18 protein-coding genes are annotated in these 22,883 nt (G+C 71.3%); 14 read left to right on the top strand and 4 right to left on the bottom strand.

The window, feature by feature from the left end; all coding sequences use genetic code 11:
- Positions 1 to 8: 8 nt before the first annotated feature.
- The gene (locus ACIO6U_RS23050; RefSeq protein ID WP_355347969.1) at positions 9 to 1,007 is read right to left on the bottom strand and encodes a 4-hydroxy-3-methylbut-2-enyl diphosphate reductase; all 999 of its coding nucleotides are present in this window, start codon (positions 1,005 to 1,007) and stop codon (positions 9 to 11) included.
- Positions 1,008 to 1,095: 88 nt separating this feature from the next.
- On the opposite strand from ACIO6U_RS23050, the gene xseA reads away from it, so the two are divergent.
- The 3 genes from xseA (at position 1,096) to ACIO6U_RS23035 (ending at position 3,452) form a co-directional block, all read left to right on the top strand.
- Positions 1,096 to 2,304: an exodeoxyribonuclease VII large subunit gene (gene xseA, locus ACIO6U_RS23045; RefSeq protein WP_401721765.1), complete on the top strand. Its 1,209-nt coding sequence runs from the start codon at positions 1,096 to 1,098 to the stop codon at positions 2,302 to 2,304.
- Between the two features lie 155 nt (positions 2,305 to 2,459).
- A complete protein-coding gene (locus ACIO6U_RS23040; RefSeq protein WP_401721762.1) occupies positions 2,460 to 2,741 on the top strand; it encodes an exodeoxyribonuclease VII small subunit in 282 nt (93 codons plus the stop codon).
- 117 nt (positions 2,742 to 2,858) lie between these two features.
- Positions 2,859 to 3,452, top strand: a complete 594-nt coding sequence (locus ACIO6U_RS23035; protein ID WP_391049214.1) for a malonic semialdehyde reductase — start codon at positions 2,859 to 2,861, stop codon at positions 3,450 to 3,452.
- A 140-nt stretch (positions 3,453 to 3,592) separates the two neighbouring features.
- Here the strand turns inward: ACIO6U_RS23035 and ACIO6U_RS23030 are convergent, their stop codons facing one another.
- Positions 3,593 to 4,150 carry a DUF4245 domain-containing protein gene (locus tag ACIO6U_RS23030; protein WP_401721759.1) on the bottom strand — a complete coding sequence of 186 codons (558 nt, stop codon included), beginning with the start codon at positions 4,148 to 4,150 and terminating at the stop codon, positions 3,593 to 3,595.
- Between the two features lie 164 nt (positions 4,151 to 4,314).
- On the opposite strand from ACIO6U_RS23030, the gene glpX reads away from it, so the two are divergent.
- Positions 4,315 to 5,346, top strand: a complete 1,032-nt coding sequence (gene glpX, locus ACIO6U_RS23025) for a class II fructose-bisphosphatase (RefSeq protein WP_355347954.1) — start codon at positions 4,315 to 4,317, stop codon at positions 5,344 to 5,346.
- Positions 5,347 to 5,484: 138 nt separating this feature from the next.
- Here glpX and ACIO6U_RS23020 read toward each other — a convergent pair whose 3' ends face one another.
- Both ACIO6U_RS23020 and ACIO6U_RS23015 read right to left on the bottom strand, forming a co-directional pair.
- Positions 5,485 to 5,838: a WhiB family transcriptional regulator gene (locus ACIO6U_RS23020; RefSeq protein WP_188281299.1), complete on the bottom strand. Its 354-nt coding sequence runs from the start codon at positions 5,836 to 5,838 to the stop codon at positions 5,485 to 5,487.
- 333 nt (positions 5,839 to 6,171) lie between these two features.
- Entirely contained in the window at positions 6,172 to 6,867 is a 696-nt protein-coding gene (locus ACIO6U_RS23015; RefSeq protein ID WP_355347952.1) for a DUF1707 domain-containing protein, read from the bottom strand.
- Between the two features lie 132 nt (positions 6,868 to 6,999).
- Here ACIO6U_RS23015 and ACIO6U_RS23010 point away from each other — a divergent pair, with 132 nt between their 5' ends.
- From ACIO6U_RS23010 to ACIO6U_RS22965, 10 genes are all read left to right on the top strand, one after another.
- Positions 7,000 to 8,655 carry a FumA C-terminus/TtdB family hydratase beta subunit gene (locus tag ACIO6U_RS23010; protein WP_391049208.1) on the top strand — a complete coding sequence of 552 codons (1,656 nt, stop codon included), beginning with the start codon at positions 7,000 to 7,002 and terminating at the stop codon, positions 8,653 to 8,655.
- Positions 8,656 to 9,985: 1,330 nt separating this feature from the next.
- The gene (locus ACIO6U_RS23005) at positions 9,986 to 11,092 is read left to right on the top strand and encodes a DUF1996 domain-containing protein (RefSeq protein ID WP_355347946.1); all 1,107 of its coding nucleotides are present in this window, start codon (positions 9,986 to 9,988) and stop codon (positions 11,090 to 11,092) included.
- A 96-nt stretch (positions 11,093 to 11,188) separates the two neighbouring features.
- Positions 11,189 to 13,075, top strand: coding sequence for an adenylyl cyclase (locus ACIO6U_RS23000; protein WP_401721754.1), 1,887 nt, complete (start codon positions 11,189 to 11,191; stop codon positions 13,073 to 13,075).
- Between the two features lie 17 nt (positions 13,076 to 13,092).
- Positions 13,093 to 14,850 carry a discoidin domain-containing protein gene (locus tag ACIO6U_RS22995; RefSeq protein ID WP_391049204.1) on the top strand — a complete coding sequence of 586 codons (1,758 nt, stop codon included), beginning with the start codon at positions 13,093 to 13,095 and terminating at the stop codon, positions 14,848 to 14,850.
- Between the two features lie 19 nt (positions 14,851 to 14,869).
- On the top strand, positions 14,870 to 15,361 hold the full coding sequence (locus ACIO6U_RS22990; RefSeq protein WP_355347938.1) for a DoxX family protein: 492 nt from the start codon (positions 14,870 to 14,872) through the stop codon (positions 15,359 to 15,361).
- 133 nt (positions 15,362 to 15,494) lie between these two features.
- Positions 15,495 to 16,880: a class II fumarate hydratase gene (locus ACIO6U_RS22985; RefSeq protein ID WP_401721751.1), complete on the top strand. Its 1,386-nt coding sequence runs from the start codon at positions 15,495 to 15,497 to the stop codon at positions 16,878 to 16,880.
- Positions 16,881 to 16,903: 23 nt separating this feature from the next.
- Positions 16,904 to 17,578: a DUF402 domain-containing protein gene (locus ACIO6U_RS22980; protein ID WP_401721748.1), complete on the top strand. Its 675-nt coding sequence runs from the start codon at positions 16,904 to 16,906 to the stop codon at positions 17,576 to 17,578.
- Positions 17,579 to 17,862: 284 nt separating this feature from the next.
- Positions 17,863 to 18,537, top strand: coding sequence for a class I SAM-dependent methyltransferase (locus ACIO6U_RS22975; RefSeq protein ID WP_355348005.1), 675 nt, complete (start codon positions 17,863 to 17,865; stop codon positions 18,535 to 18,537).
- A gap of 56 nt (positions 18,538 to 18,593) precedes the next feature.
- Complete coding sequence (locus ACIO6U_RS22970; protein ID WP_401721745.1) at positions 18,594 to 20,888, top strand: SpoIIE family protein phosphatase; 2,295 nt, start codon at positions 18,594 to 18,596, stop codon at positions 20,886 to 20,888.
- A 476-nt stretch (positions 20,889 to 21,364) separates the two neighbouring features.
- Positions 21,365 to 22,813 (top strand): catalase, encoded by a 1,449-nt coding sequence (locus ACIO6U_RS22965; RefSeq protein WP_355347928.1) that lies wholly within the window; start codon positions 21,365 to 21,367, stop codon positions 22,811 to 22,813.
- Positions 22,814 to 22,883: the final 70 nt, after the last annotated feature.

Here is a 22,883-nt window from a genome sequence, read left to right as displayed (position 1 = left end):
GGAAAAAGTCACCTCTTGGCGGATTCCCCGGCGGCGGCCTCGGCACGCAGATCGCGGCGCAGTTCCTTGGGCAGCGAGAACTGGATGGACTCCTCGGCGGAGGTCACCACCTGCACATCGGCGTAGCCGCGCTCGGCCAGCCAGTCCAGGACGCCGTCGACCAGGATCTCCGGGACGGACGCGCCGGAGGTGACGCCGACGGTGGTGACGCCGTCCAGCCACGCCTCGTCGCACTCCTCGGCGAAGTCGACCAGGTACGAGGCGCCGGCGCCGGACTGGAGGGCGACCTCGACCAGCCGGATGGAGTTGGAGGAGTTGCGCGAGCCGACCACGATCAGCAGGTCGGCGTCGGCGGCGATCTGCTTGACCGCGACCTGGCGGTTCTGCGTGGCGTAGCAGATGTCGTCGCTGGGCGGCGAGAGCAGGTTGGGGAAGCGCTCCTTGAGCGCGTCCACGGTTTCCATCGTCTCGTCCACCGACAGGGTGGTCTGGGAGAGCCAGACGACCTTGGACTCGTCGCGGACCGTGACCTTGGCGGCGTCGGCGGGGCCGTCGACCAGGTGCATGTGGTCGGGCGCCTCGCCCATCGTGCCGACGACCTCTTCGTGGCCGTCGTGGCCGATCAGCAGGATGTCGTAGTCGTCCTTGGAGTAGCGGACGGCTTCCTTGTGGACCTTGGTCACCAGCGGGCAGGTCGCGTCGATCGAGGCGAGGCTGCGCTGGGCGGCCTCCTCGTGGACGACGGGGGCCACGCCGTGCGCGGAGAAGATCACGATGGCGTTCTCGGGCACCTCGTCCGTCTCGTCGACGAAGATCGCGCCCTTCTTCTCCAGCGTCTGGACCACGTATTTGTTGTGCACGATCTGCTTGCGCACGTAGACCGGGGCGCCGTACTGCTCCAGCGCCTTCTCGACGGTGATCACGGCCCGGTCCACGCCCGCGCAGTACCCGCGGGGGGCGGCGAGGAGGACGCGGCGGGGGCTCGTAGCGGCAGTCATGGGGTCCATCGTACGGGGGCGCTGATCGCACGCGCGGGGGCGTACGGGGGTGCGGCCGTTCGGCGGCGGTGTCGGTCGCGCCCACTACGCTGCGGGCATGGCTCTGAACACCTCGGCGCAGACGCCGATCCCCGTCGGTGAGGTGTCGCGGCTGATCGGCGGCTGGATCGACCGGCTGGGCGCGGTGTGGGTGGAGGGGCAGATCACCCAGTTGTCGCGGCGGCCGGGCGCGGGCGTGGTGTTCATGACGCTGCGCGATCCCTCGCACGACGTGTCGATCACGGTGACGTGCTTCCGCGGTGTCTTCGAGCAGGTCGCGGACGTGGTCGGCGAGGGCGCGCGGGTGGTGATGCACGCCAAGCCCGAGTGGTACGGGCCGCGCGGCCAGCTCTCGCTGCGCGCGGTGGAGATCCGCCCGGTCGGGGTGGGCGAACTGCTGGCGCGCCTGGAGCAGTTGAAGAAGACGCTGGCGGCCGAGGGGCTCTTCGCGCTGGACCGCAAGCGGCCCATACCGTTTCTGCCGCAGCTCATCGGCCTGGTGACCGGCCGCGCCTCGGCGGCCGAGCGGGACGTCCGGGAGAACGCGCGGCTGCGCTGGCCCGCCGTCCGCTTCGAGGTGCGCAATGTGCCGGTGCAGGGCGCGAGCGCGGTGCCGCGGGTGATCGAGGCGGTACGGGAGCTGGACGCGCGTCCGGATGTCGACGTGATCGTGGTGGCGCGCGGCGGCGGCAGCGTCGAGGACCTGCTGCCGTTCTCCGACGAGGAGCTGGTCCGCGCGGTCGCGGCCTGCCGGACGCCGGTGGTCTCGGCGATCGGCCACGAGCCGGACTCGCCGCTGCTCGACCTGGTCGCCGACCTGCGGGCGTCCACCCCGACCGACGCGGCCAAGCGGATCGTGCCGGATGTGCGCGAGGAGCTGGCGCGCGTCCAGTTGGTACGGGACCGGGCGCTGCGGGTGATGCGCGGGCTGCTGGACCGGGAGGAGCGCGGCCTGGAGGCGGCGCTGAGCCGTCCGTCGATGGCGGCGCCGTACGGGATGATCGACGGCCGCGCGGCGGAGGTGGCCGACCGGGTGGACCGGGCCCGCCGTACGCTGCGCCATCTGCTGGAGCGCGCCGACGCGGATCTCTCGCACACCCTGGCGCGGGTGGTCGCGCTGTCCCCGGCCGCGACGCTGCGCCGCGGGTACGCGGTGCTCCAGCGCGGGGACGGCTCGGTGGTACGGGACCCGGCGGAGGTGGCGCCGGACGACGCGCTGCGGGCGCGGGTGGCCGAGGGCGACTTCACGGTGCGCGTCACGGAGTGATGCCGGGGTGGGCGTGGGCGGCGCGCGGTGATGTCGGCGTCGCGCGGTTCGGTGTCGTCACGCGGTGATGTCGTCGTCACGCGGTTCGGTGTCGCGCGGTGATGTCGGTGTGCGCGTCGCCTGACCTGTCCCACCCCGCGCCTAGGCTTGCCCCCATGGCAGACACGGCAGGCACCACCGATACGGCGGACCGGGAGAGCGGTAGCGCGGCCCTCGGGTACGAGCAGGCGCGCGACGAGCTGGTGGACGTCGTACGGCGGCTGGAAGCGGGCGGCGCGACCTTGGAGGAATCCCTGGCCCTGTGGGAGCGGGGCGAGGAGCTGGCCAAGGTCTGCCGCCGCTGGCTGGAGGGCGCGCGGGCCCGGCTGGACGCGGCGCTGGCGGCGGAGGAGGACGACGAGGAGGCGGAAGGGGTCACGGGGGCCGCACAGGAGTGACAGGGGTCACACTTGCCCCAGGGAATGGTTGAACGTTCACCCAGGTTGGTCGGAGTGTCCGACGCGCCGCCCCCCGGCGCGCCCCCCTCGCACGACCGAAAGACCTGAGGATCCCGCATGACTCTCGTGCTCGACACCGCCGCCCAGGACCTGCTCTTCCGTGAGGCCCGCACCGCCAACACGTTCACCGACGAGCCGGTGACCGACGAGCAGGTCCAGGCCATCTACGACCTGGTGAAGTACGCGCCGACCGCGTTCAACCAGCAGCCGCTGCGCGTCGTCCTGGCCCGTACCGAAGAGGGGCGCGAGCGCCTGGTGCGGCACATGAGCGAGGGCAACAAGGCGAAGACGTCGACCGCGCCGCTGGTGGCGATCCTGGCCGCGGACAACGAGTTCCACGAGGAGCTGCCCACCCTGCTCCCGGTCTTCCCGCAGGCCAAGGACGTGATCTTCGCCGAGCGCCCGGTCCGCGAGCAGTCCGCCGCGCTGAACGCCGCGCTCCAGGTCGGCTACTTCATCATCGGCGTCCGCGCCGCCGGTCTGGCCGCCGGCCCGATGACCGGCTTCGACGCCGACGGCATCAACAAGGAGTTCTTCGCGGACGGCGAGCACTCGGTGCTGGCCGTGGTCAACATAGGCAAGCCGGGCGAGGCCGCCTGGTACGACCGCAACCCGCGCCTGTCGTACGAGCAGGTCGTGACGACCGTCTGATCCGTACGACGGACCGACGTATGTCCGTATGACCGGGCACCTGGTCACACGTACGTCCGTATGACCGGCTACCGGTGGGACGTATGTCCATACGACCGGCCGCCCCCGGTGGGACGTATGTCCGTATGACCGGCTACCGATTACTGGCCGCCGCGCTCCTTGAGCGCGGCGGCCATCGTCGTCAGCTCCGTGTCCTTGCCGGTGCCCAGTACCACCGTGGTGACGCCCTGCTCCTTGCGGACCAGCGCGTTGTACTTCGGCCCCGCGTAGCGCTCCCAGACCAGGCCGCCCGCGGTGACCGTACGGCCGCCGTCGCGGTGCGCGCCGAAGGTGACGTCCTTGATGTACGGCTCGGCCGCGGCGTTGCTCTGCTCGACGGCGACGTACTGGTCCTCGGGGTCGACGAAGCCGATGTGCCAGGTCACCGCCTGCGGGTCGGCCGCGCTGTAGGTGACCGAGGTGGCCCGCCAGGTCGCGGGCAGCCCCTCGGGCCCCGCCACCTTGTACGGCGCGTCGCGCCGCGCCTGGCCGAGCTCCACCGAGAAGGTGACCGGCTTGGTCGGGTCGGCCTTCGAGTCGTGCGGGATGAACACATAGATGAGGGCGGCGACGGCGCCGATCACCGCCATCGACAGCACCAGGTCCCGCACGGTCTTGTTGCCACGTTTGTCTGCTGCCACCCGACCATCGTCCCCCATGCCGGGAACGGCCCCGGACGCCGGGGTCCGCACCCTCCACGGGCCCCGGCCCGCACAGGGCACCAGGCGCTCATGTGACGTGCACCCTGCTCATATTCGCGCCGAACCGATAGGGTCGGAACACCCTCATATTCCGGCCGTCCTCGTACAGAAAGGTGCGCGTGATGACCGAACAGCATTTGCCGCCCCAGCTCGAAGTGAGCCCGGAGGCCCCCGACCGCAACCTGGCACTGGAACTCGTACGCGTCACCGAGGCCGCCGCGATGGCGGCCGGACGCTGGGTCGGCAGGGGCGACAAGAACGGGGCCGACGGCGCCGCGGTGAACGCGATGCGCACCCTCGTCCACACCGTCTCGATGAACGGCGTCGTCGTCATCGGCGAGGGCGAGAAGGACGAGGCGCCGATGCTCTACAACGGCGAGCGGATCGGTGACGGCACCGGGCCCGAGTGCGATGTCGCCGTCGACCCGGTGGACGGCACCACGCTGACCGCCAAGGGCATGCCGAACGCGGTGGCGGTGCTCGCCGTCGCCGACCGCGGCACCATGTTCGACCCCTCGGCCGTCTTCTACATGGACAAGCTGGTGGTCGGCCCCGAGGCCGCCGAGTACGTCGACATCACCGCGCCGCCCGCGGTCAATGTGCGCCGGGTCGCCAAGGCCAAGGGCAGCGCGCCCGAGGACGTCACCGTCGTGGTGCTCGACCGGCCGCGGCACGACGGCATCGTGAAGGAGATCCGCGAGACCGGCGCGCGGATCAAGTTCATCGCCGACGGCGACGTGGCGGGCGCGATCATGGCGGTGCGCGAGGGCACCGGCGTGGACATGCTGCTGGGCATCGGGGGCACGCCCGAGGGCATCATCGCGGCCTGCGCGATCACCTGCCTCGGCGGCACGATCCAGGGCAGGCTGTGGCCCAAGGACGACGCCGAGCGGCGCCGGGCGCTGGACGCCGGGCACGACCTGGACCGGATTCTGCACACCAAGGACCTGGTCAGCGGCGAGAACGTCTTCTTCGTCGCCACCGGGATCACGGACGGCGAACTGCTGCGCGGGGTGCGGTACCGCGCGGAGACCGCCACCACCTCGTCGCTGGTGATGCGCTCCAAGTCCGGCACGATCCGGCAGATCGACTCCACGCACCGGCTGTCCAAGCTGCGGGCGTACAGCGCGATCGACTTCGACCGGGCGCGCTGAGGCTCACTCCCCGCCTTCGGTACGTCCTTCGGTACGTCGGCTGCCGCCTGCCGCGGCGCACTCGGGCCCCGTATTCCCGGATGCGGCGCGGCGGGCGGCGCCCGGCCGACGAAACTCCTGAGCCGCTGAGCCGTACGGTCAGCCCGCGGCGGCGATCTGCGGGTCGGGGCGCTGGAGTTCGACCTCGCGACGGCGGCGGCGGGCCAGCACCACGCGGCGCTCGGCGGCGGTCATGCCGCCCCACACCCCGTACGGTTCCGGCTGGAGCAGGGCGTGTTCACGGCATTCGAGCATCACCGGGCAGCGCGCGCACACGCGTTTGGCCGCCTCCTCCCGGGACAGACGAGCGGCAGTGGGCTCCTTCGACGGGGCGAAGAACAGCCCCGCCTCGTCACTGCGGCAGGCGGCCTCCGAGTGCCAGGGCCCGCCCAGATCCCGCGGATGACCGGGCGGGTAGGCGGTGTCCGTGACGGGCTCGATCGGTTGAAGCACGGGATACTCCTGACGACGGCTCGGCGATTGCCACCCTGGCGCGTCACCGACCACTCCCCCGGCGGGCGCGGATCTCAACGGCGGCAGTGCGGCGGCGTGCTCGAACCCCTACCCGCTGTACGCGACTTCATGCGCACCGTGTTCGCCCGGCGCGAGAGCCCCGCAAGCCTGTGACCTGCGGATGGCGGAAACACGCACGATGCTTGGCGCACTTACGCACCATCAATCACAGCCGTTACCGAGTCGGGGGGCGTGAAACCGCCGCTGCCCGCTCACCCGTGCGCGAGGCCGCCTCACCCCGGCGCCGGAGGCTCCCCCGACCGGTCCCGCGCCTCAGCTCTCGAGGTTCTTCTTCGTCCAGTCCTTGACCTTCTTGCCGCGCTTGGCCTTCGCCTCGACGCCGCCCCAGAAGGCGAAGCCGTCGATGCGGACCACCGGCGCGTCGGCGTCCGGCGCCTCGAACGCCTTGACGTCGGAGCCGCCCATGATGCCGACGACCCCGCCGCCGCGCAGCGTCACGTTCTCCGGCAGCTTGACGCTGATGCCGCCCATGATCGCGGTGCAGTGGATGACCAGTTCGGGCGAGGTGAAGGTGGCCTCGGTGAGGTCGATCTCGACGCCGCCCATGATCGCGACCGCGGTGATCCGGTGGCCGACGCGCCAGCGGCCCTTGCGCTCGGCCCCGCCGAGGATGCCGACCAGGTTCGGGTTCTCGCCGCTGGGGTCGGGGGCGTAGTGGTAACCGCCGCGGGCCGCGGGGGCGGGCGCCGGGGCGCTGGTCCTGCCCACCGGCAGATCCCGTACCAGCGGCTCCAGTTCGCCCATCGTCTTGGCCGCGTAGACCTGGTCGAGCCGCTCGGAGTGCTCCGACGAGTCCAGACGGCCCTCGGCCAGGGCCTCGCGCAGGATGTCGGCGATCCGGTCCCGGTCCGCGTCCGACGCCCGCAGGTCCGCTTCCGCGGTGGGCTTGCCCGTACGCACCGGCTGGGGCTGCTCTTGCGCGCGTTTCTGGAGCTGCGATTCGTCCACGTCCCTACGGTACACAGACGCGATAGATCGCGACTACCCCGAAGTACCCCCTAGGGGTCCGGCCCGCCCGGCCGTTCGGGGGCGTTCTAGAATCGGGAGGCCGCAGCGCCGCCGCCGAGTGAGGAATGCCCCATGCCTGAGTTCGCCTACACGGATCTGCTTCCCCTCGGCGAGGACCCCACCACGTACCGCCTGCTCACCGCCGAGGGTGTCAGCACCTTCGAGGCGGACGGCCGTACGTTCCTCACGGTCGATCCGGAGGCGCTGCGGCTGCTCGCGGCCGAGGCGATGCACGACATCTCCCACTACCTGCGCCCGACCCACCTCGCGCAGCTCCGCCGCATCCTGGACGACCCGCAGGCGAGCCCCAACGACAAATTCGTCGCGCTCGACCTGCTGAAGAACGCGAACATCGCGGCGGCCGGCGTGCTCCCGATGTGCCAGGACACCGGTACGGCGATCGTCATGGGCAAGCGCGGCCAGCAGGTCCTCACCGCGGGCGGCGACGAGGAAGCGCTGTCGCGCGGGATCTACGACGCGTACACCAAGCTCAATCTGCGCTACTCGCAGATGGCCCCGCTGACGATGTGGGACGAGAAGAACACCGGCTCCAACCTGCCCGCGCAGATCGAGCTGTACGCGACGGACGGCGGCGCGTACAAGTTCCTCTTCATGGCCAAGGGCGGTGGCAGCGCCAACAAGTCCTTCCTCTACCAGGAGACGAAGGCGGTGCTGAACGAGGCGTCGATGATGAAGTTCCTTGAGGAGAAGATCCGTTCGCTGGGTACGGCGGCCTGTCCGCCGTACCACCTGGCGATCGTGGTGGGCGGGACCAGCGCCGAATTCGCCCTGAAGACGGCCAAGTACGCCTCCGCGCACTACCTGGACGAGCTGCCCGCCGAGGGCTCGGCGGCCGGACACGGCTTCCGGGACAAGGAGTTGGAGCAGAAGGTCTTCGAGCTGACGCAGAGGATCGGGATCGGGGCGCAGTTCGGCGGGAAGTACTTCTGCCACGACGTGCGGGTGGTGCGGCTGCCGCGGCACGGCGCGTCGTGCCCGGTCGCCATCGCGGTGTCCTGCTCGGCGGACCGGCAGGCGCTGGCGAAGATCACCGCAGAGGGTGTCTTCCTGGAGCAGTTGGAGACGGACCCGGCGCGTTTCCTGCCGGAGACCACCGACGAGCACCTGGACGACGACGTCGTACGCGTCGACCTCAACCGGCCGATGGACGAGATCCGCGCCGAGCTGACCAAGTACCCCGTGAAGACCCGGCTTTCGCTGTCCGGGCCGCTGGTCGTGGCCCGCGACATCGCGCACGCCAAGATCAAGGAGCGGCTGGACGCGGGCGAGGAGATGCCGCAGTACCTGCGCGACCACGCCGTCTACTACGCGGGCCCGGCCAAGACGCCCGAGGGGTACGCCTCGGGCTCCTTCGGGCCGACCACCGCGGGCCGGATGGACGCCTACGTCGAGCAGTTCCAGGCCGCGGGCGGCTCCTTCGTGATGCTCGCCAAGGGCAACCGCAGCAAGCAGGTCACCGACGCGTGCGCCGCCCACGGCGGCTTCTACCTCGGCTCCATCGGCGGCCCCGCCGCCCGCCTCGCCCAGGACTGCATCAAGCGGGTCGACGTCCTCGAATACGCCGAACTCGGCATGGAAGCCGTCTGGAAGATCGAGGTCGAGGACTTCCCCGCCTTCGTCGTCGTCGACGACAAGGGCAACGACTTCTTCCAAGACCCTTCCCCCTCCCCCACCTTCACCACCATCCCCCGCCGCCAAGGCGCCTGACCCCTGCGGGAAGCTCACCGCCTACGGCTCTGCCGCCCCGCCGGGGGGCCGCGCCGCGGGGGGGCGGTAGCCGCGGGCGCGTGCGGCACGGGAACGGGCGGGTACCGCCCTGCGGGGCGGTGGCGGCACGGGTGCGTGCTGTCGCCGCCGCGGGGGGGCGGGCGCGCGCCATTGGGTAGCCGCGGCGGCGGCAGGCGCGGACGCGCACGGCGCGGGCACGGGCGGGTACCGCCCTGCGGGGCGGTGGCTTGCACGGGTGCGCGCTGTCGCCGCCGCGGGGGGGGCGGGCGCGCGCCACTGGGTAACCGCAGCGGCGGCATGCTCGGACGCGCACGGCGCAGGCACGAGCGGGTACCGCCCTGCGGGGCGGTGGCGGCGAGCCACGGCGGTGCCAGCGCGGCACGGGTGCGTGCAGACCCGCGGGGCGGCAACGACCGCATGCTCGCGCACGGTAGTGGGCACGCGCTTGCCCTGCGGGGTGGGGCCGCAACTCCGCAGACTCGGGAGCGGCGACGGCGACATACGCGGGCGCGAGCGCGCACTGCACGCGGGCTGGGCGATGGTGCCCGCAGGAGCAGCGGCAGACGCGGACGCGGCAGCAGGTAGCGCGGGCAGCGCGCAAGGCGAGTCGAAGCAGGGCCCGGCGGCAACGGGCCATAAGCCGGTGCCCTGATGCGGCGGGGCGTGGCAGCGCCCGCGTTACGGGGCCGGCCCGGCGGCTGATCGCCGACGCCCGTCACCCGGCATGCGTCGCGACGCGGCGCTGAACCGGGCGAAGGCCCCGCCCGATGGGGCGCGGCACCGCGCCGGAGCCCTGCCGGTTACCCAACGGCCGGGGGTGACACCCCGGCGTCCACGCCGCAGGCCCGGCGGGGCGACCGCCGCGTATGCCAGCGCACGGCGCCGGGGCGGCGGGGCCGGCCGAAAACCGCGTGGGGTGGGGGCCGCTGATTACGCCAGCACGCAGCGCCCGGGCGGCGGGGCCAGCCGAGAGCCGTGTGGGGGGGACCGCTGATTACGACAGCGCGTGGCGCCGGGAGTCGGTGGTGAATGCCAGCGCGTGGCGCCGGGGGTTGGTATAGGCCAAGGGCAGGGGTGGACCTTCACGAAATCCGCAAGAAGTGGAGGGCTTGCAGGCCAGGGTGGTCGGGGGGTGGCGGAATGCCCGGCTCGCGCAGCGGGGCCGATTCATCAACCGTTGACATGTCCTTAGCGGGAGCGGAACATTCCGTACCTGGGAGAGCGCTCTCCCAACTGACGGCCCGTCATGACGCCTGCCGCCACGTCGTGCCGTCAGCCCCCCATGCGCACCATCAAGCAGGAGGTCTCCATGGCACGGAGGACCAGAAGGATCCCGGGGCTGCTCATAGCCCTGTCACTCGCCGCTACCGGCCTCGGTATCGGCGGGGTCGCGATGACGACCGGAAACGCTTCCGCCAGCACACCGGCCGCCGCGGACCACGCGGCCGACCACGCCGGGATGCCCGGCATGGCGATGCCGCTGACCGGCAACGGACTGGCGTCCGGCGACGACCCGGACGGCGACGGCTACATCATGGCGAACCCGCCGGTCACCGGCGTGACGCCGTCGACGTACGAGCCGCCGCACGCGTACTTCCACGAGTTCCAGGCCCAGTGTGCCCCCACGCACACGGCGCCGGACGACCCGATCGTCTTCCCCGGCCAGCCGGGGGCTTCGCACGACCACACCTTCATGGGCAACACCAGCACGAACGGCAACTCCACGACGGCCTCGCTGGAGACCGGTAACACGGTGTGTCTGGCGCCCGGCGACAAGTCGGCGTACTGGATGCCGAGTCTGTTCAAGGGCACGCAGAAGATCCTGCCGGTCGGCACGCAGACGATCTACTACAAGTCGTCCGTGAACGACTACACCAGCGTCCGCCCCTTCCCCAAGGGCCTGCGCTTCGTGGTCGGCAGCCCGAGCCAGACGCAGGACGAGTTCCAGCACCTCAAGGGCACCGTCGAGGGCTGGGAGTGCGGGACCAGTTACCACAACTGGAACATCCCGGTGAGCTGCCCCAACACGCCTGACACGCAGCTCAACATCCGTCTCCAAGCCCCGAGTTGCTGGGACGGCATCCACCTGGACGTGCCGGACCACAAGAGCCACATGGCCTACCCGGTCGCCGGCGGCGCCAACCAGAACGTCTGCCCGGCCGACCACCCGGTCGCCCTGCCGATGATCGAGTTCAAGATGGCCTGGCCGGTGAACGGCGACATGTCGCAGGTCCACCTCTCCAGTGGCCAGGGCTTCTCCTTCCACTACGACTTCTTCAACGACTGGGACGCCCCGACCCTCAACGCGCTGGTCACCCACTGCATCAACGGTGGACTCCAGTGCGACGCCCGCGGTTACGACCAGTCGCAGCCCCAGAAGGGCGCGGCTCTGAACCAGAACTACCAACTGCCGTAAGCCCGGACACCGCGCTCTCCCGCGCGGGCCGGGCTTTACCCGACCCCGTGGGAGAGCGCTCTCCGGAAACCTGTCCCCCCAACACACAGGTGATCTATGAACAGCCCCGCACTTCCCCCCTCTCAACCCCCCACAAGCAGCACAAGCAGCACACCCGGCTCACCGGTGACATCCGTCTTCTCCCGGCGCGCGGCCCTCGGCGCGCTGGCGGCCCTCGCGGCCACCCCGGTACTGGCGGGCCGCGCCTCGGCGGCCACCGCGGCCACCGCGTCCGGCGCGAACGGTACGAAGGCCGGTAGGACGGCCGGTACGACGGCCGGTCCGCGCGCCGCCGCCGCGGACCCCGACTTCGGCCCCAACGTCCTGGTCTTCGACCCCTCGATGCCGATCGCCGACATCCAGGCGAAGGTCTCGGACGTCTTCCGCCGCCAGGAGTCCAACCAGTTCGGCACCGACCGCTTCGCGCTGTTCTTCAAGCCGGGCACGTACGAAGGACTCGACGTCAACGTCGGCTTCTACACCCACGTCGCCGGTCTCGGCCTGTCCCCCGACGACGTCGACATCCACGGCCTGGTGCACGTCGAGGCCGACTGGATGCAGGGCAACGCCACCCAGAACTTCTGGCGCAGCGCCGAGAATCTGTCGGTCACCCCGACCGGCGGCTCCAACCGCTGGGCGGTGTCGCAGGCCGCCCCGCTGCGCCGCGTGCACATCCGCGGCGAGGTCCCGCTGTGGAACGGCTACGACGGCTGGTCCAGCGGCGGCTTCATGGCCGACTGCAAGGTGGACGGCCGGGTCGTGTCCGGCTCGCAGCAGCAGTGGCTGACCCGGAACAGCGCGCTCGGCGAATGGGCCGGTTCCGTATGGAACATGGTCTTCGTCGGCGTGGACGGCGCGCCGCCGCAGAACTTCCCCGACCCCTCCCACACGGTGGTCGACAGCGCCCCGGTGATCCGGGAGAAGCCCTTCTTGTACGTGGACGGGTCCGGCGCGTACCAGGTGTTCGTGCCCGCGCTGCACAGCAACGCCCGCGGGGTGACCTGGAACGGCGGCGCGCAGGGCGAGTCGATCCCGCTGACCGACTTCTACGTCACGAAGCCGGGCGACTCGGCGGCCACGATCAACTCCGCGCTGGCGCAGGGCAAGCACCTGCTGGTCACGCCGGGCGTGTACGCGCTCGACCAGACCGTGGAGGTGACGCGGGCGGGCACGGTCGTGCTGGGCCTGGGCATCGCCACGCTGCTGCCGGACAACGGCATCACCGCGCTGTCCGTCGCCGACGTCGACGGTGTGAAGATCTCCGGGCTGCTGATCGACGCGGGCGCCACGAATTCCGCGGTGCTGGTCCGCGTCGGACCGCGGGGCGCCGACGGCGGCCACGCGGGCGACCCGACGCTCCTCCAGGACGTGTTCGTGCGGATCGGCGGCGCGCAGGCCGGCAAGGCCACCGTCAGCGTCGAGATCAACAGCTCCGACGTGATCGGCGACAACCTGTGGCTGTGGCGGGCCGACCACGGCAGCGGTGTCGGCTGGGACGTCAACACCAGCGACACCGGCCTGGTCGTCAACGGCGCGCGCGTCACGATGTACGGCCTGTTCGTGGAGCACCACCAGAAGACCGAGGTGCTCTGGAACGGCGACGCCGGACGGACGTACTTCTTCCAGAACGAGATGCCGTACGACCCGCCCAACCAGGCGGCCTGGATGGACGGTTCGCGGCACGGCTACGCCGCCTACCAGGTGGCGGACTCGGTCTCCTCGCACGAGGCGTGGGGGCTGGGCAGCTACTGCCTGTTCCTCGCGGACCCGAGCGTCGTCGCCGACAGCGCCCTGCTGGTGCCGAACACGTCCGGGGTGCGGCTGCACGACATGGTCACCGTCTCGCTCGGCAACGACGGGACGATCAGCCATGTCGTCAACGAGACCGGAGACCCGGTGAACAACACCAACTCCGGTATCTCCTACCTGGTGAGCTACCCGTGACCCCCTCGGAGGACGAGATGCGCGCACATGTGATCAGGAGGACGGCCAGGCGCGGCCTGGCGCCCCTCGCGGTGGCGGCACTGGTCGCGGCGGGTCTCGCCGTCGTGCAGGCCCCGGCCGCGCAGGCGGCGGGCAGCGTGGTCAAGGTGACCGGCTCGCAGGGCAATTGGCAGCTCACCGTGGACGGCGCCCCGTACACCGTGAAGGGTCTGACGTGGGGTCCGCAGCCCTCGCAGGCGGCGGCGGACCTGCCGGACGTGGCGCGGATGGGCGTCAACACGATCCGTACGTGGGGTACGGACGCGAGCAGCGCGCCGCTGTTCGACGCGGCGGCGGCCAACGGCATCAAGGTGATCGCCGGTTTCTGGCTCCAGCCGGGCGGCGGTCCCGGCTCGGGCGGCTGTGTCGACTACCTGACGGACACCACGTACAAGAACAACATGCTCGCGGAGTTCCCGAAGTGGGTGAACACCTACAAGGACAACCCGGGCGTGCTGATGTGGGACGTCGGCAACGAGTCGGTGCTGGGGCTCCAGAACTGCTACAGCGGTGACCAGTTGGAGCAGGAGCGCAACGCGTACACCTCCTTCGTCAACGACCTGTCGAAGGCGGTGCACGCGGCGGACCCGAACCACCCGGTGACGTCGACCGACGCGTGGACCGGCGCGTGGCCGTACTACAAGCGCAACACCCCGGACCTGGACCTGCTGGCGGTCAACTCCTACAAGGACGTCTGCAACGTCAAGTCGGCGTGGGAGAGCGGCGGTTACGACAAGCCGTACATCATCACCGAGGGCGGCCCGGCCGGTTCGTGGGAGGTGCCGAACGACGCGAACGGTGTGGCGGACGAGCCCACCGACCAGCAGAAGGCGGACGGTTACACCAACGCGTGGAACTGCGTGGCCGGCCACCCCGGTGTGGCGCTGGGCGCCACGCTCTTCCACTACGGCAACGAGGACGACTTCGGCGGCATCTGGTTCAACCTGGTGCCCGACGGCCTGAAGCGGCCCTCGTACTACGCGGTCAAGCGCGCGTACGGCGGGAACACCTCGGGTGACAACCAGCCGCCGCTGGTGACCGACATGACGGTGGACAACGCCACTTCGGGTGTGCCCGCGGGCGGCACGGTGACGATCACCACCTCGACCTCCGACCCGGAGAACGATCCGATCACGTACCAGGTGCTGTTCAGCAGCATCTACATCGACAACAACGGCTCGCTCACTCCGGCCGCGACCACGCAGAACGGCGGCACGCTGACGGCGAAGGCGCCGGAGAAGGTCGGCGTGTACGAGGCGTACGTCCGCGCCACCGACAACCACGGCAACGTCAGCTACGGCTCCAAGTCGGTGCGGATCGTGCCGCCGAAGCCGAACGGTACGAATGTCGCGCTCAACAAGCCCGCGACGGCCTCCACGTACCAGACCGACCCGACCGGCGGCTGCCCGTGCACCCCGTCGAACGCGGTGGACGGCAACGCCGGGACCCGCTGGGCGAGCGACTGGAGCGACCCGCAGTGGATCCAGGTCGACCTGGGCGCCACCACCGCCTTCCACCACGTCCAGCTCTCCTGGGAGTCGGCGTACGCCAAGGCGTACGACATCCAGACCTCCGACGACGGGCAGAACTGGACGACGGTGAAGTCCGTGACCGACGGCAACGGTGACATCGACGACCTCGACGTCTCCGGTACCGGCCGCTATGTGCGCCTGACGGGCACGCAGCGCGGCACGGCCTACGGGTACTCGCTCTACGAATTCGGCGTCTACAACTAAGCGGAGAGGAGGTGCGCTCATGTCGGACACCGTTACCGGTACGGGTTCGGACTCCCGCATCGACCGGGCCCAGCCGTACGCGCTCAGCCTGTTCCGTATCGTCGTCGGGCTCCTGTTCACCTGCCACGGTGTGGCGTCGCTCTTCGGCGTGCTCGGCACGGCCGAGCTGTCGGCGGGCCGGTGGCCGGGGTGGTACGCGGCGCTGATCCAGCTCGTCGGCGGTGTGCTGGTGCTGTTCGGGCTGGCGACCCGGCCGGCCGCGCTGATCGGCTCGGGGTCGATGGCGTTCGCGTACTTCGACGTCCATCAGCACCGGGGGCTGCTGCCGATCGAGAACGGCGGTGAGGCGGCGGTCTTCTTCTGCTGGACGCTGCTGCTGATCGTCTTCTCGGGGCCGGGCGCCCTGGCGCTGGACCGGCTGCTCGCGGACCGCAGGTCGGCCGCGCGGGCGGCGCTCGACGCGCAGGAGGCGCAGGACGGGGGGAACGGCCGGCTGGCCATGCCCGCCTGAGGCTCCGCGCGGATCTCACGCGGCCTCGCCCGGCTTCACGCGGGCTCGCGCGGCTGCGCGCGGATTCGGCCGATCTCACCACGGGGAGACAGTGCCCGGGAACACCCAGGTGTTCCCGGGCACTGTTATAGGCATGAGCGAATACCGGATCGAGCACGACTCGATGGGCGAGGTACGGGTGCCCGCCGAGGCGAAGTGGCGGGCGCAGACGCAGCGCGCGGTGGAGAACTTCCCGATCTCGGGGCAGCGGATCGAGCGGGCGCACATCGCGGCGCTGGCCCGGATCAAGGCCGCCGCCGCGAAGGTCAACGCGGAGCTGGGCGTCCTGGACAAGGACACCGCCGAGGCGATCCAGGAGGCCGCGGCCGAGGTCGCCGAGGGCCGCTGGGACGAGCACTTCCCGGTGGACGTCTTCCAGACCGGTTCCGGCACCTCGTCCAACATGAACGCCAACGAGGTGATCGCCACCCTGGCCACCGAGCGCCTGGGCCGCGACGTCCACCCCAACGACCACGTCAACGCCTCGCAGTCGTCCAACGACGTCTTCCCGTCCTCCATCCACATCGCGGCGACGGCGGCGGTGACCGGCGACCTGATTCCGGCGCTCACCCGTCTGGCGGAGTCCCTGGAGGCGAAGGCGGCGGAGTTCGCGACCGTCGTGAAGGCGGGTCGCACGCACCTGATGGACGCCACGCCGGTCACGCTGGGCCAGGAGTTCGGCGGCTACGCGGCGCAGGTGCGGTACGGGATCGAGCGGCTGCGGTCCTCGCTGCCGAGGCTGGCGGAGCTGCCGCTGGGCGGCACGGCGGTGGGCACCGGCATCAACACCCCGGCGGGCTTCCCGGCCGCGGTGATCGCGGAGGTGGCGCGCGCGACCGGGCTGCCGCTGACCGAGGCCCGCGACCACTTCGAGGCGCAGGGCGCCAGGGACGGCATCGTGGAGACCTCGGGGCAGCTGCGGACGATCGCGGTCGGCCTCACCAAGATCGCCAACGACCTGCGGTGGATGTCCTCGGGGCCGCGTACCGGGCTGTCCGAGATCGCGCTGCCCGACCTTCAGCCCGGCTCGTCGATCATGCCGGGCAAGGTCAATCCGGTCGTCCCGGAGGCGGTGCTGATGGTGGCGGCGCAGGTGACGGGCAATGACACGGCCATCTCGGTGGCGGGCGCGGCGGGCAACTTCGAGCTGAACGTGATGCTGCCGGTGATCGCCCGCAACGTCCTGGAGTCGGTCCGGCTGCTCGCCAACGTCACGCGGCTGCTGGCGGACCGCACGGTGGACGGGATCACGGCGAATGTCGAGCGGGCCCGCGAGTACGCCGAGTCCTCGCCTTCGGTCGTCACTCCGCTGAACCGTTACATCGGGTACGAGGAGGCCGCGAAGGTCGCGAAGAAGGCGCTGGCGCAGCGGAAGACGATCCGCGAGGTGGTGATCGAGTCCGGTTACGTCGAACGCGGTCTGCTGTCCGAAACGCAGCTCGACGAGGCGCTGGACGTTCTGCGTATGACGCATCCGTAACAGTGCTTCCGTAAACTCTGTTCATGACAGCCGAAGCCGATCTCTCGACCCGCGCCGGGGAGCGCCACTTCTGGACGCCCGGCGCGCAGGTGCTGTGGCGTTACCGGGGGAACGGCACGGACGCGGTGCACATCTGCCGTCCGGTGACCGTGGTGCGCGACGACGCGGAGCTGCTCGCGGTGTGGATGGCGCCCGGTACGGCGTGCGTGAAGCCGGTGCTGGCGGACGGGACGCCGGTGCACCGGGAGCCGCTGGCGAGCCGGTACGTGAAGCCGCGGGTGGCGCGGGTCGAGCCGTGGTGGGGCGCCGGGGTGCTGAAGCTGGCGCGGCCGGGCGAGCCGTGGTCGGTGTGGCTGTTCTGGGAGCCCGGGTGGCGGTTCAAATGCTGGTATGTGAACCTTGAGGAACCTCGTCGGCGCTGGTCGGGAGGGGTGGACTCGGAGGATCACTTCCTCGACATCTCGGTCCACCCGGACCGCTCCTGGCGCTGGCTGGACGAGGACGAGTTCGCGCAGGCGCAGGCGGACGGGCTGATGCCGACCGAGCTGGCGGCGCGTGTGCGGCGGGCCGGTGAGCGCGCCGCGGGGGTGGTCAGGGCCTGGGGTCCGCCGTTCCGTGACGGCTGGGAGGACTGGCGGCCCGACCCGGCGTGGCCGGTGCCCGCGCTGCCGCCGGACTGGGACCGGCCGCCGTCGTAGAAGCGGCGGGCCGGGCCGGGGGTAGGGCCGCGGTGCGTACGGTAGGGGGCGTAAGCGGGCGTAAGCCGTGGGGGGCGGGAGTGAACCTCCGAGCCCCTTGTTGCGTCCCTGACCCCCAACCGTAGGATCGTGCTCCGGAACACTGCGCAATTGCCGATCGCGGCCTAGAGTTTGACGCTACGTCACAGCGACGCGAACACAGCCATTCGTACAGCCATTCAGCAGCAGCCATCCAGCAGCAGTCAGGGAGGCCCGGAACGGTGGGAACCGGCGGCTACGAGCACATGGGGATCCCCCCTGCCGACGATCACGAGGATCAGGGCAGGGACCGTACCGGCCAGGCCGAGGCGTTCGACGCGATCGGCGACCGGTACGACGAAGCGTTCCCGCACAAGGACGGGCAGGTCAGGGCCGGTGAATGGCTCGTCGAGACCCTGCCCGCCGGTGCCCGTGTGCTGGACCTCGGCTGCGGTACGGGACTGCCGACCGCGCGCCAGTTCACCGACGCGGGGCTGCGGGTGACGGGCGTGGACCTGTCCGCCGGAATGCTCGCGCAGGCACGGGTGAACGTGCCCGCGGCCGACTTCGTCCAGGCCGACTTCGCCGACCTCACCGAGGGCGGGCCGCTGGCGCCGGGAAGTTTCGCGGCGGTCGCCGCGTTCTTCTCGCTGCTCATGCTGCCCAAGGACGAGATCCCCGGCACCTTGCGGGCGCTCCACGGCCTGTTGGAGCCCGGCGGCCTGCTCGCCGTGTCGATGGTGGAAGCCGATCTGGACAATGTGCCGATTCCGTTCCTCGGTCACACCATCCGGGTATCCGGTTATCTAAGGGATGAACTGCGCCATGTCGTGGTGGACGCGGGCTTCGAGGTGATCAAGGAGGATTCGTACGCCTACGCACCGGCGAGCACCGACGTGCCGCCGGAGGAGCAGATCTTCCTCTCCTGCCGACGCGCCTGACCAGGCCCGACCCGCCGCGGCCAGCGCGTGGCGCACAGACGGATGGAACGACTCGCGTGACCACGGACCCGCCCCGTACGCCCAGGAACCACGCCGCGACCCCACCGGACCCGCGTGGCGGCTTCGCCGTACCCGAGACGCCTTCGGGGCCGAGTACCGCTGCGGGCCTCGGCTCGGCCACGGGCCACCACGAGCTGCCCCGCGCCGCCCGCGACTTCGAGTCGGCGCGCGGCCTGGCCTCGGCGGCCTCCGCCACACCCCCGCGCCCCGGTGGGGCCCGCCCGCACGACGAGAACGAGCCGGAAGGCAGGCCGGCCGAGCGCCCCGGCGCCGACCACCCGGCGGCCGAGCGCCCCGCCACCGACCGCCCCGGCGCGGACCGGCCCTCGGCCATACCCGGCGGATCCGCCCCCGAGACCCCGCGCGGACCCTCGCGCGCCGTGGAGCCGCACCTGCCGCCGCTGCCGCCCATCCCGACGCACGGCTCCGGCTGGACGGCGCCGCCGGAGGGCGAGTCGCTGGCGTCGTTCGTCAGCACTCCGCCGCGCGGCACACCGCTGGAAGCGGCGGGACACCCCGGCGACGAGGATTCTGTGGGGATGCGCATCCCGATGCCCGTGCAGACCGGTCCCGAGGCCGACCGGCTGCGATACGTGGGCGCCGCGACCCGGCGGATCGCCCGCGGGCTCGACCTCGACGAGATCCTGCTCGGCCTGTGCCGCTCGGCGGTGCCCGCCTTCGCCGACGCGATCCTGGTCTATCTGCGCGACCCGCTGCCGGTCGGCGACGAGCGGCCGTCCGGGCCGCTGCGGCTGCGGCTGCGGCGCGCAGACGGCGGCTTGGAGGAGCCCGCGGACCCGCTGGCGACCGCGACCGCCCCGGTCGGCGCGGCGCCGCTGCTGCCCGCCCTGGAGTCGTCGTACGGCGGCGCCGCCGAGTCCATCGCGGTGCTGCTCGACGGGCCGCTGGCGGAAGTGCTGCGCGGCGTACGGCCGGTCTTCGCCGACTCCCCGCGCGCCGCCGACGCGCTCGCCGAACTCCTCGGCCGCCCCGACCACAGCGATGCGCCGCTGCCGGGCATGCCGACCGGGCGCCGCGCCCTGCTGGCACCGCTGCGCGGCCGTCGCCGGGTGATCGGCGCCGCGGTGCTGCTGCGGCGCGCGGACCGTACGCCCTTCGAGGCGGACGACCTGCTGGTGGCCGCCCAGCTCGCCACGCACACCGCGCTCGGCGTCGACAAGGCCGTGCTCTACGGCCGCGAGGCGTACATCGCGGACGCCCTCCAGCGCGAGATGCTGCCGGACTCGCTGCCGCAGCCGACCGGCGTCCAGCTCGCCAGCAGATACCTTCCGGCGGCCGAGTCCGCGCGTGTCGGCGGCGACTGGTACGACGCGATCCCGCTGCCCGGCAGCCGGGTGGCGCTCGTCGTCGGTGACGTCATGGGCCACTCCATGACCTCCGCGGCGATCATGGGCCAGCTCCGTACCACCGTCCAGACCCTGGCCGGGCTCGACCTGGCGCCCCAGGAAGTCCTCTACCACCTGGACGAACAGGCCCAGCGGCTCGGCCAGGACCGCATGGCGACCTGCGTCTACGCCGTCTACGACCCGATCGCCCACCGGCTGGTGGTCGCCAACGCGGGCCACCCGCCGCCGGTGCTGCTGCACGCCGACGGTCTCGCCGAGGTGCTGCGCGTGCCGCCCGGCGCGCCGATCGGCGTCGGCGGGGTGCCCTTCGAGGCCGTGGAGCTGCCCGCCCCCGCCGGGGCGACCCTGCTGCTCTACACCGACGGCCTGGTCGAGTCCCGCAGCCGTGACGTGTGGGGCGGCATCGAGCTGCTGCGCGAACGGCTGCACGACGCCGCCAGCGTGGTCTCGCCGCCGCCGCTGGAGCCGCTGTGCGACGAGGTGCTGGAGATCCTCGGCCCCGGCGACCGCGACGACGACATCGCCCTGCTCGCCGCGCGCTTCGACGGCATCTCGCCCAGCGACGTCGCCTACTGGTTCCTGGAGCCGCACCCCCAGACGCCCGGCCGCGCCCGCCGCCTGATCCGCCAGGCCCTGCGCCGCTGGGACCTCGAGGACCAGTCCGACGCCGCCGAACTCCTGGTCAGCGAGATCGTCACCAACGCCGTGCGCTACGCCGAGCGCCCCATCACCCTGCGCCTCCTGCGCACCGACGTCCTGCGCTGCGAAGTCGGCGACGACGCGCCTCTTCTGCCGCGCATGCGCCACGCCGCCCCGGAGGAGGAAGGTGGCCGCGGCCTCTACCTCGTCAACCGCATGGCCCAACGCTGGGGCGCCACCCGCTTGGGCGCGGGCAAGGTGGTGTGGTTCGAGCTCCCGATCTAGGGCCGCGCCGCCAGTCACCGCTGCGCGGTGGGGTTCGCCGGTGGGGTGCGTTTGCGTGAGGTGGGTTCGCCGGTAGCCAGCGAGCCGAAGGCGGCGCCGGTGTTGAAAGGGAGAACGCGCACAGCGACCGAGGAACGAGGGAGCGAGCACGATCGACTGTCGACACCGGATTTAAGCCGCCGGAGGCGAGAGGGCGGCAAAAAAAGGGGATCGCGGTGAGCTGACGCATGAGGGCTCCCACCCACGTTCAGCCGCGCGGTGAGCTGACGCAAGAGGGCTCCCACCCACGTTCAGCCGCGCGGTGAGCTGACGCAAGAGGGCTCCCGCAGTGACCTCCCCCGGACAGGGGCGAGCCGACTCGGCCACCAGCGTGACCGAGGGTCACCGCAAGGTGGCTCAGCGTGCCGACAGGCATATTCGGTGGGAAGGTGGGGAGCAGCGAGGTCATACGACTCCCGAGCGTGAGGACACTCTCGATGAGCACCCCGTACACCACCAACAACGCCGGTATCCCGGTCGAGAGCGACGAGCACTCGCTGACCGTGGGGGCCGACGGGCCGATCCTGCTGCAGGATCACTACCTGATCGAGAAGATGGCCCAGTTCAACCGGGAGCGGGTCCCCGAGCGGGTGGTGCACGCCAAGGGCAGCGGGGCGTACGGCCGGTTCGAAGTGACCAACGACGTCAGCCAGTTCACCCGCGCGGACCTGTTCCAGCCGGGCAAGCGCACGCAGATGCTGGCGCGGTTCTCGACGGTCGCGGGTGAGCAGGGCAGCCCGGACACGTGGCGGGACCCGCGCGGCTTCGCGCTGAAGTTCTACACCGAGCACGGCAATTACGACCTGGTCGGCAACAACACGCCAGTGTTCTTCGTGCGCGACACGATCAAGTTCCAGGACTTCATCAGGTCGCAGAAGCGCCGCCCGGACAACGGGCTGCGCGACAACGACATGCAGTGGGACTTCTGGACGCTCTCGCCGGAGTCCGCGCACCAGGTGACGTGGCTGATGGGCGACCGCGGCATCCCCAAGTCGTACCGGCACATGAACGGCTACGGCTCGCACACGTACATGTGGGTCAACGGCGGCGGCACGAAGTTCTGGGTGAAGTACCACTTCAAGACCGACCAGGGCATCGACTTCCTCACCCAGGCGGACGCCGACACCCTCGCGGGCCAGAACGCCGACTACCACCGGCAGGACCTGTGGGAGTCCATCGACCGCGGCGACCACCCGTCGTGGACGCTGTATGTGCAGGTCATGCCGTTCGAGGACGCGGCGGACTACCGCTTCAACCCGTTCGACCTGACGAAGGTGTGGCCGCACGGCGACTACCCGCTGATCGAGGTCGGCCGGATGACGCTGGACCACAACCCCGAGGACTACTTCGTCCACATCGAGCAGGCGGCGTTCGAGCCCTCGAACATGGTGCCGGGCATCGGCCCGTCCCCGGACAAGATGCTGCTCGGCCGCCTGTTCTCGTACCCGGACACGCACCGGTACCGGATCGGCCCCAACTACGCCCAGCTCCCGCCGAACCGCCCGCACTCGCCGGTCAACTCCTATGCCAAGGACGGCCCGATGCGGTACGAGCCGTCGAACGCGGGGGCGCCGTACGCGCCCAACTCGTACGGCGGACCGGCCGCTTCGCCGCAGGCGTACGGGGAGGTCACCGGCTGGCGGGCGGCGGGCGAGATGGTGCGCGAGGCGTACGCGCTGCACGCGGAGGACGACGACTTCGGGCAGGCGGGCACGATGGTGCGCGAGGTGCTGGACGACGCGGCGCGCGCCCGGCTGGTGTCGAACGTGGCGGGCCACCTCAGCGATGGGGTGAGCGCGCCGGTGCTGGAGCGGGCGCTGACGTACTGGCGCAATGTCGACCAGTCGCTGGGCGACCGGATCGCCGGTGAGGTCAAGACCGGCTGACGCCACCGAAGCGCAGCCCCGAGGCACGTGATCATGTCCCGTGCCCCGGGGCTGCATCGTGTCCGGGGGC

The organism is Streptomyces sp. NPDC087422 (assembly GCF_044744145.1).
Taxonomy (GTDB): domain Bacteria; phylum Actinomycetota; class Actinomycetes; order Streptomycetales; family Streptomycetaceae; genus Actinacidiphila.
This window is presented reverse-complemented; position numbering and strand designations above follow the sequence as displayed.

Excerpts from the sequence above, each read along its gene's own strand:
- ACIO6U_RS23050 (WP_355347969.1), bottom strand. The coding sequence starts at position 1,007 with ATGGACCCCATGACTGCCGCTACGAGCCCCCGCCGCGTCCTCCTCGCC.
- xseA (WP_401721765.1), top strand. The coding sequence starts at position 1,096 with ATGGCTCTGAACACCTCGGCGCAGACGCCGATCCCCGTCGGTGAGGTG.
- ACIO6U_RS23040 (WP_401721762.1), top strand. The coding sequence starts at position 2,460 with ATGGCAGACACGGCAGGCACCACCGATACGGCGGACCGGGAGAGCGGT.
- ACIO6U_RS23035 (WP_391049214.1), top strand. The coding sequence starts at position 2,859 with ATGACTCTCGTGCTCGACACCGCCGCCCAGGACCTGCTCTTCCGTGAG.
- ACIO6U_RS23030 (WP_401721759.1), bottom strand. The coding sequence starts at position 4,150 with ATGGGGGACGATGGTCGGGTGGCAGCAGACAAACGTGGCAACAAGACC.
- glpX (WP_355347954.1), top strand. The coding sequence starts at position 4,315 with ATGACCGAACAGCATTTGCCGCCCCAGCTCGAAGTGAGCCCGGAGGCC.
- ACIO6U_RS23010 (WP_391049208.1), top strand. The coding sequence starts at position 7,000 with ATGCCTGAGTTCGCCTACACGGATCTGCTTCCCCTCGGCGAGGACCCC.
- ACIO6U_RS23005 (WP_355347946.1), top strand. The coding sequence starts at position 9,986 with ATGGCACGGAGGACCAGAAGGATCCCGGGGCTGCTCATAGCCCTGTCA.
- ACIO6U_RS23000 (WP_401721754.1), top strand. The coding sequence starts at position 11,189 with ATGAACAGCCCCGCACTTCCCCCCTCTCAACCCCCCACAAGCAGCACA.
- ACIO6U_RS22995 (WP_391049204.1), top strand. The coding sequence starts at position 13,093 with ATGCGCGCACATGTGATCAGGAGGACGGCCAGGCGCGGCCTGGCGCCC.
- ACIO6U_RS22990 (WP_355347938.1), top strand. The coding sequence starts at position 14,870 with ATGTCGGACACCGTTACCGGTACGGGTTCGGACTCCCGCATCGACCGG.
- ACIO6U_RS22985 (WP_401721751.1), top strand. The coding sequence starts at position 15,495 with ATGAGCGAATACCGGATCGAGCACGACTCGATGGGCGAGGTACGGGTG.
- ACIO6U_RS22980 (WP_401721748.1), top strand. The coding sequence starts at position 16,904 with ATGACAGCCGAAGCCGATCTCTCGACCCGCGCCGGGGAGCGCCACTTC.
- ACIO6U_RS22975 (WP_355348005.1), top strand. The coding sequence starts at position 17,863 with ATGGGGATCCCCCCTGCCGACGATCACGAGGATCAGGGCAGGGACCGT.
- ACIO6U_RS22965 (WP_355347928.1), top strand. The coding sequence starts at position 21,365 with ATGAGCACCCCGTACACCACCAACAACGCCGGTATCCCGGTCGAGAGC.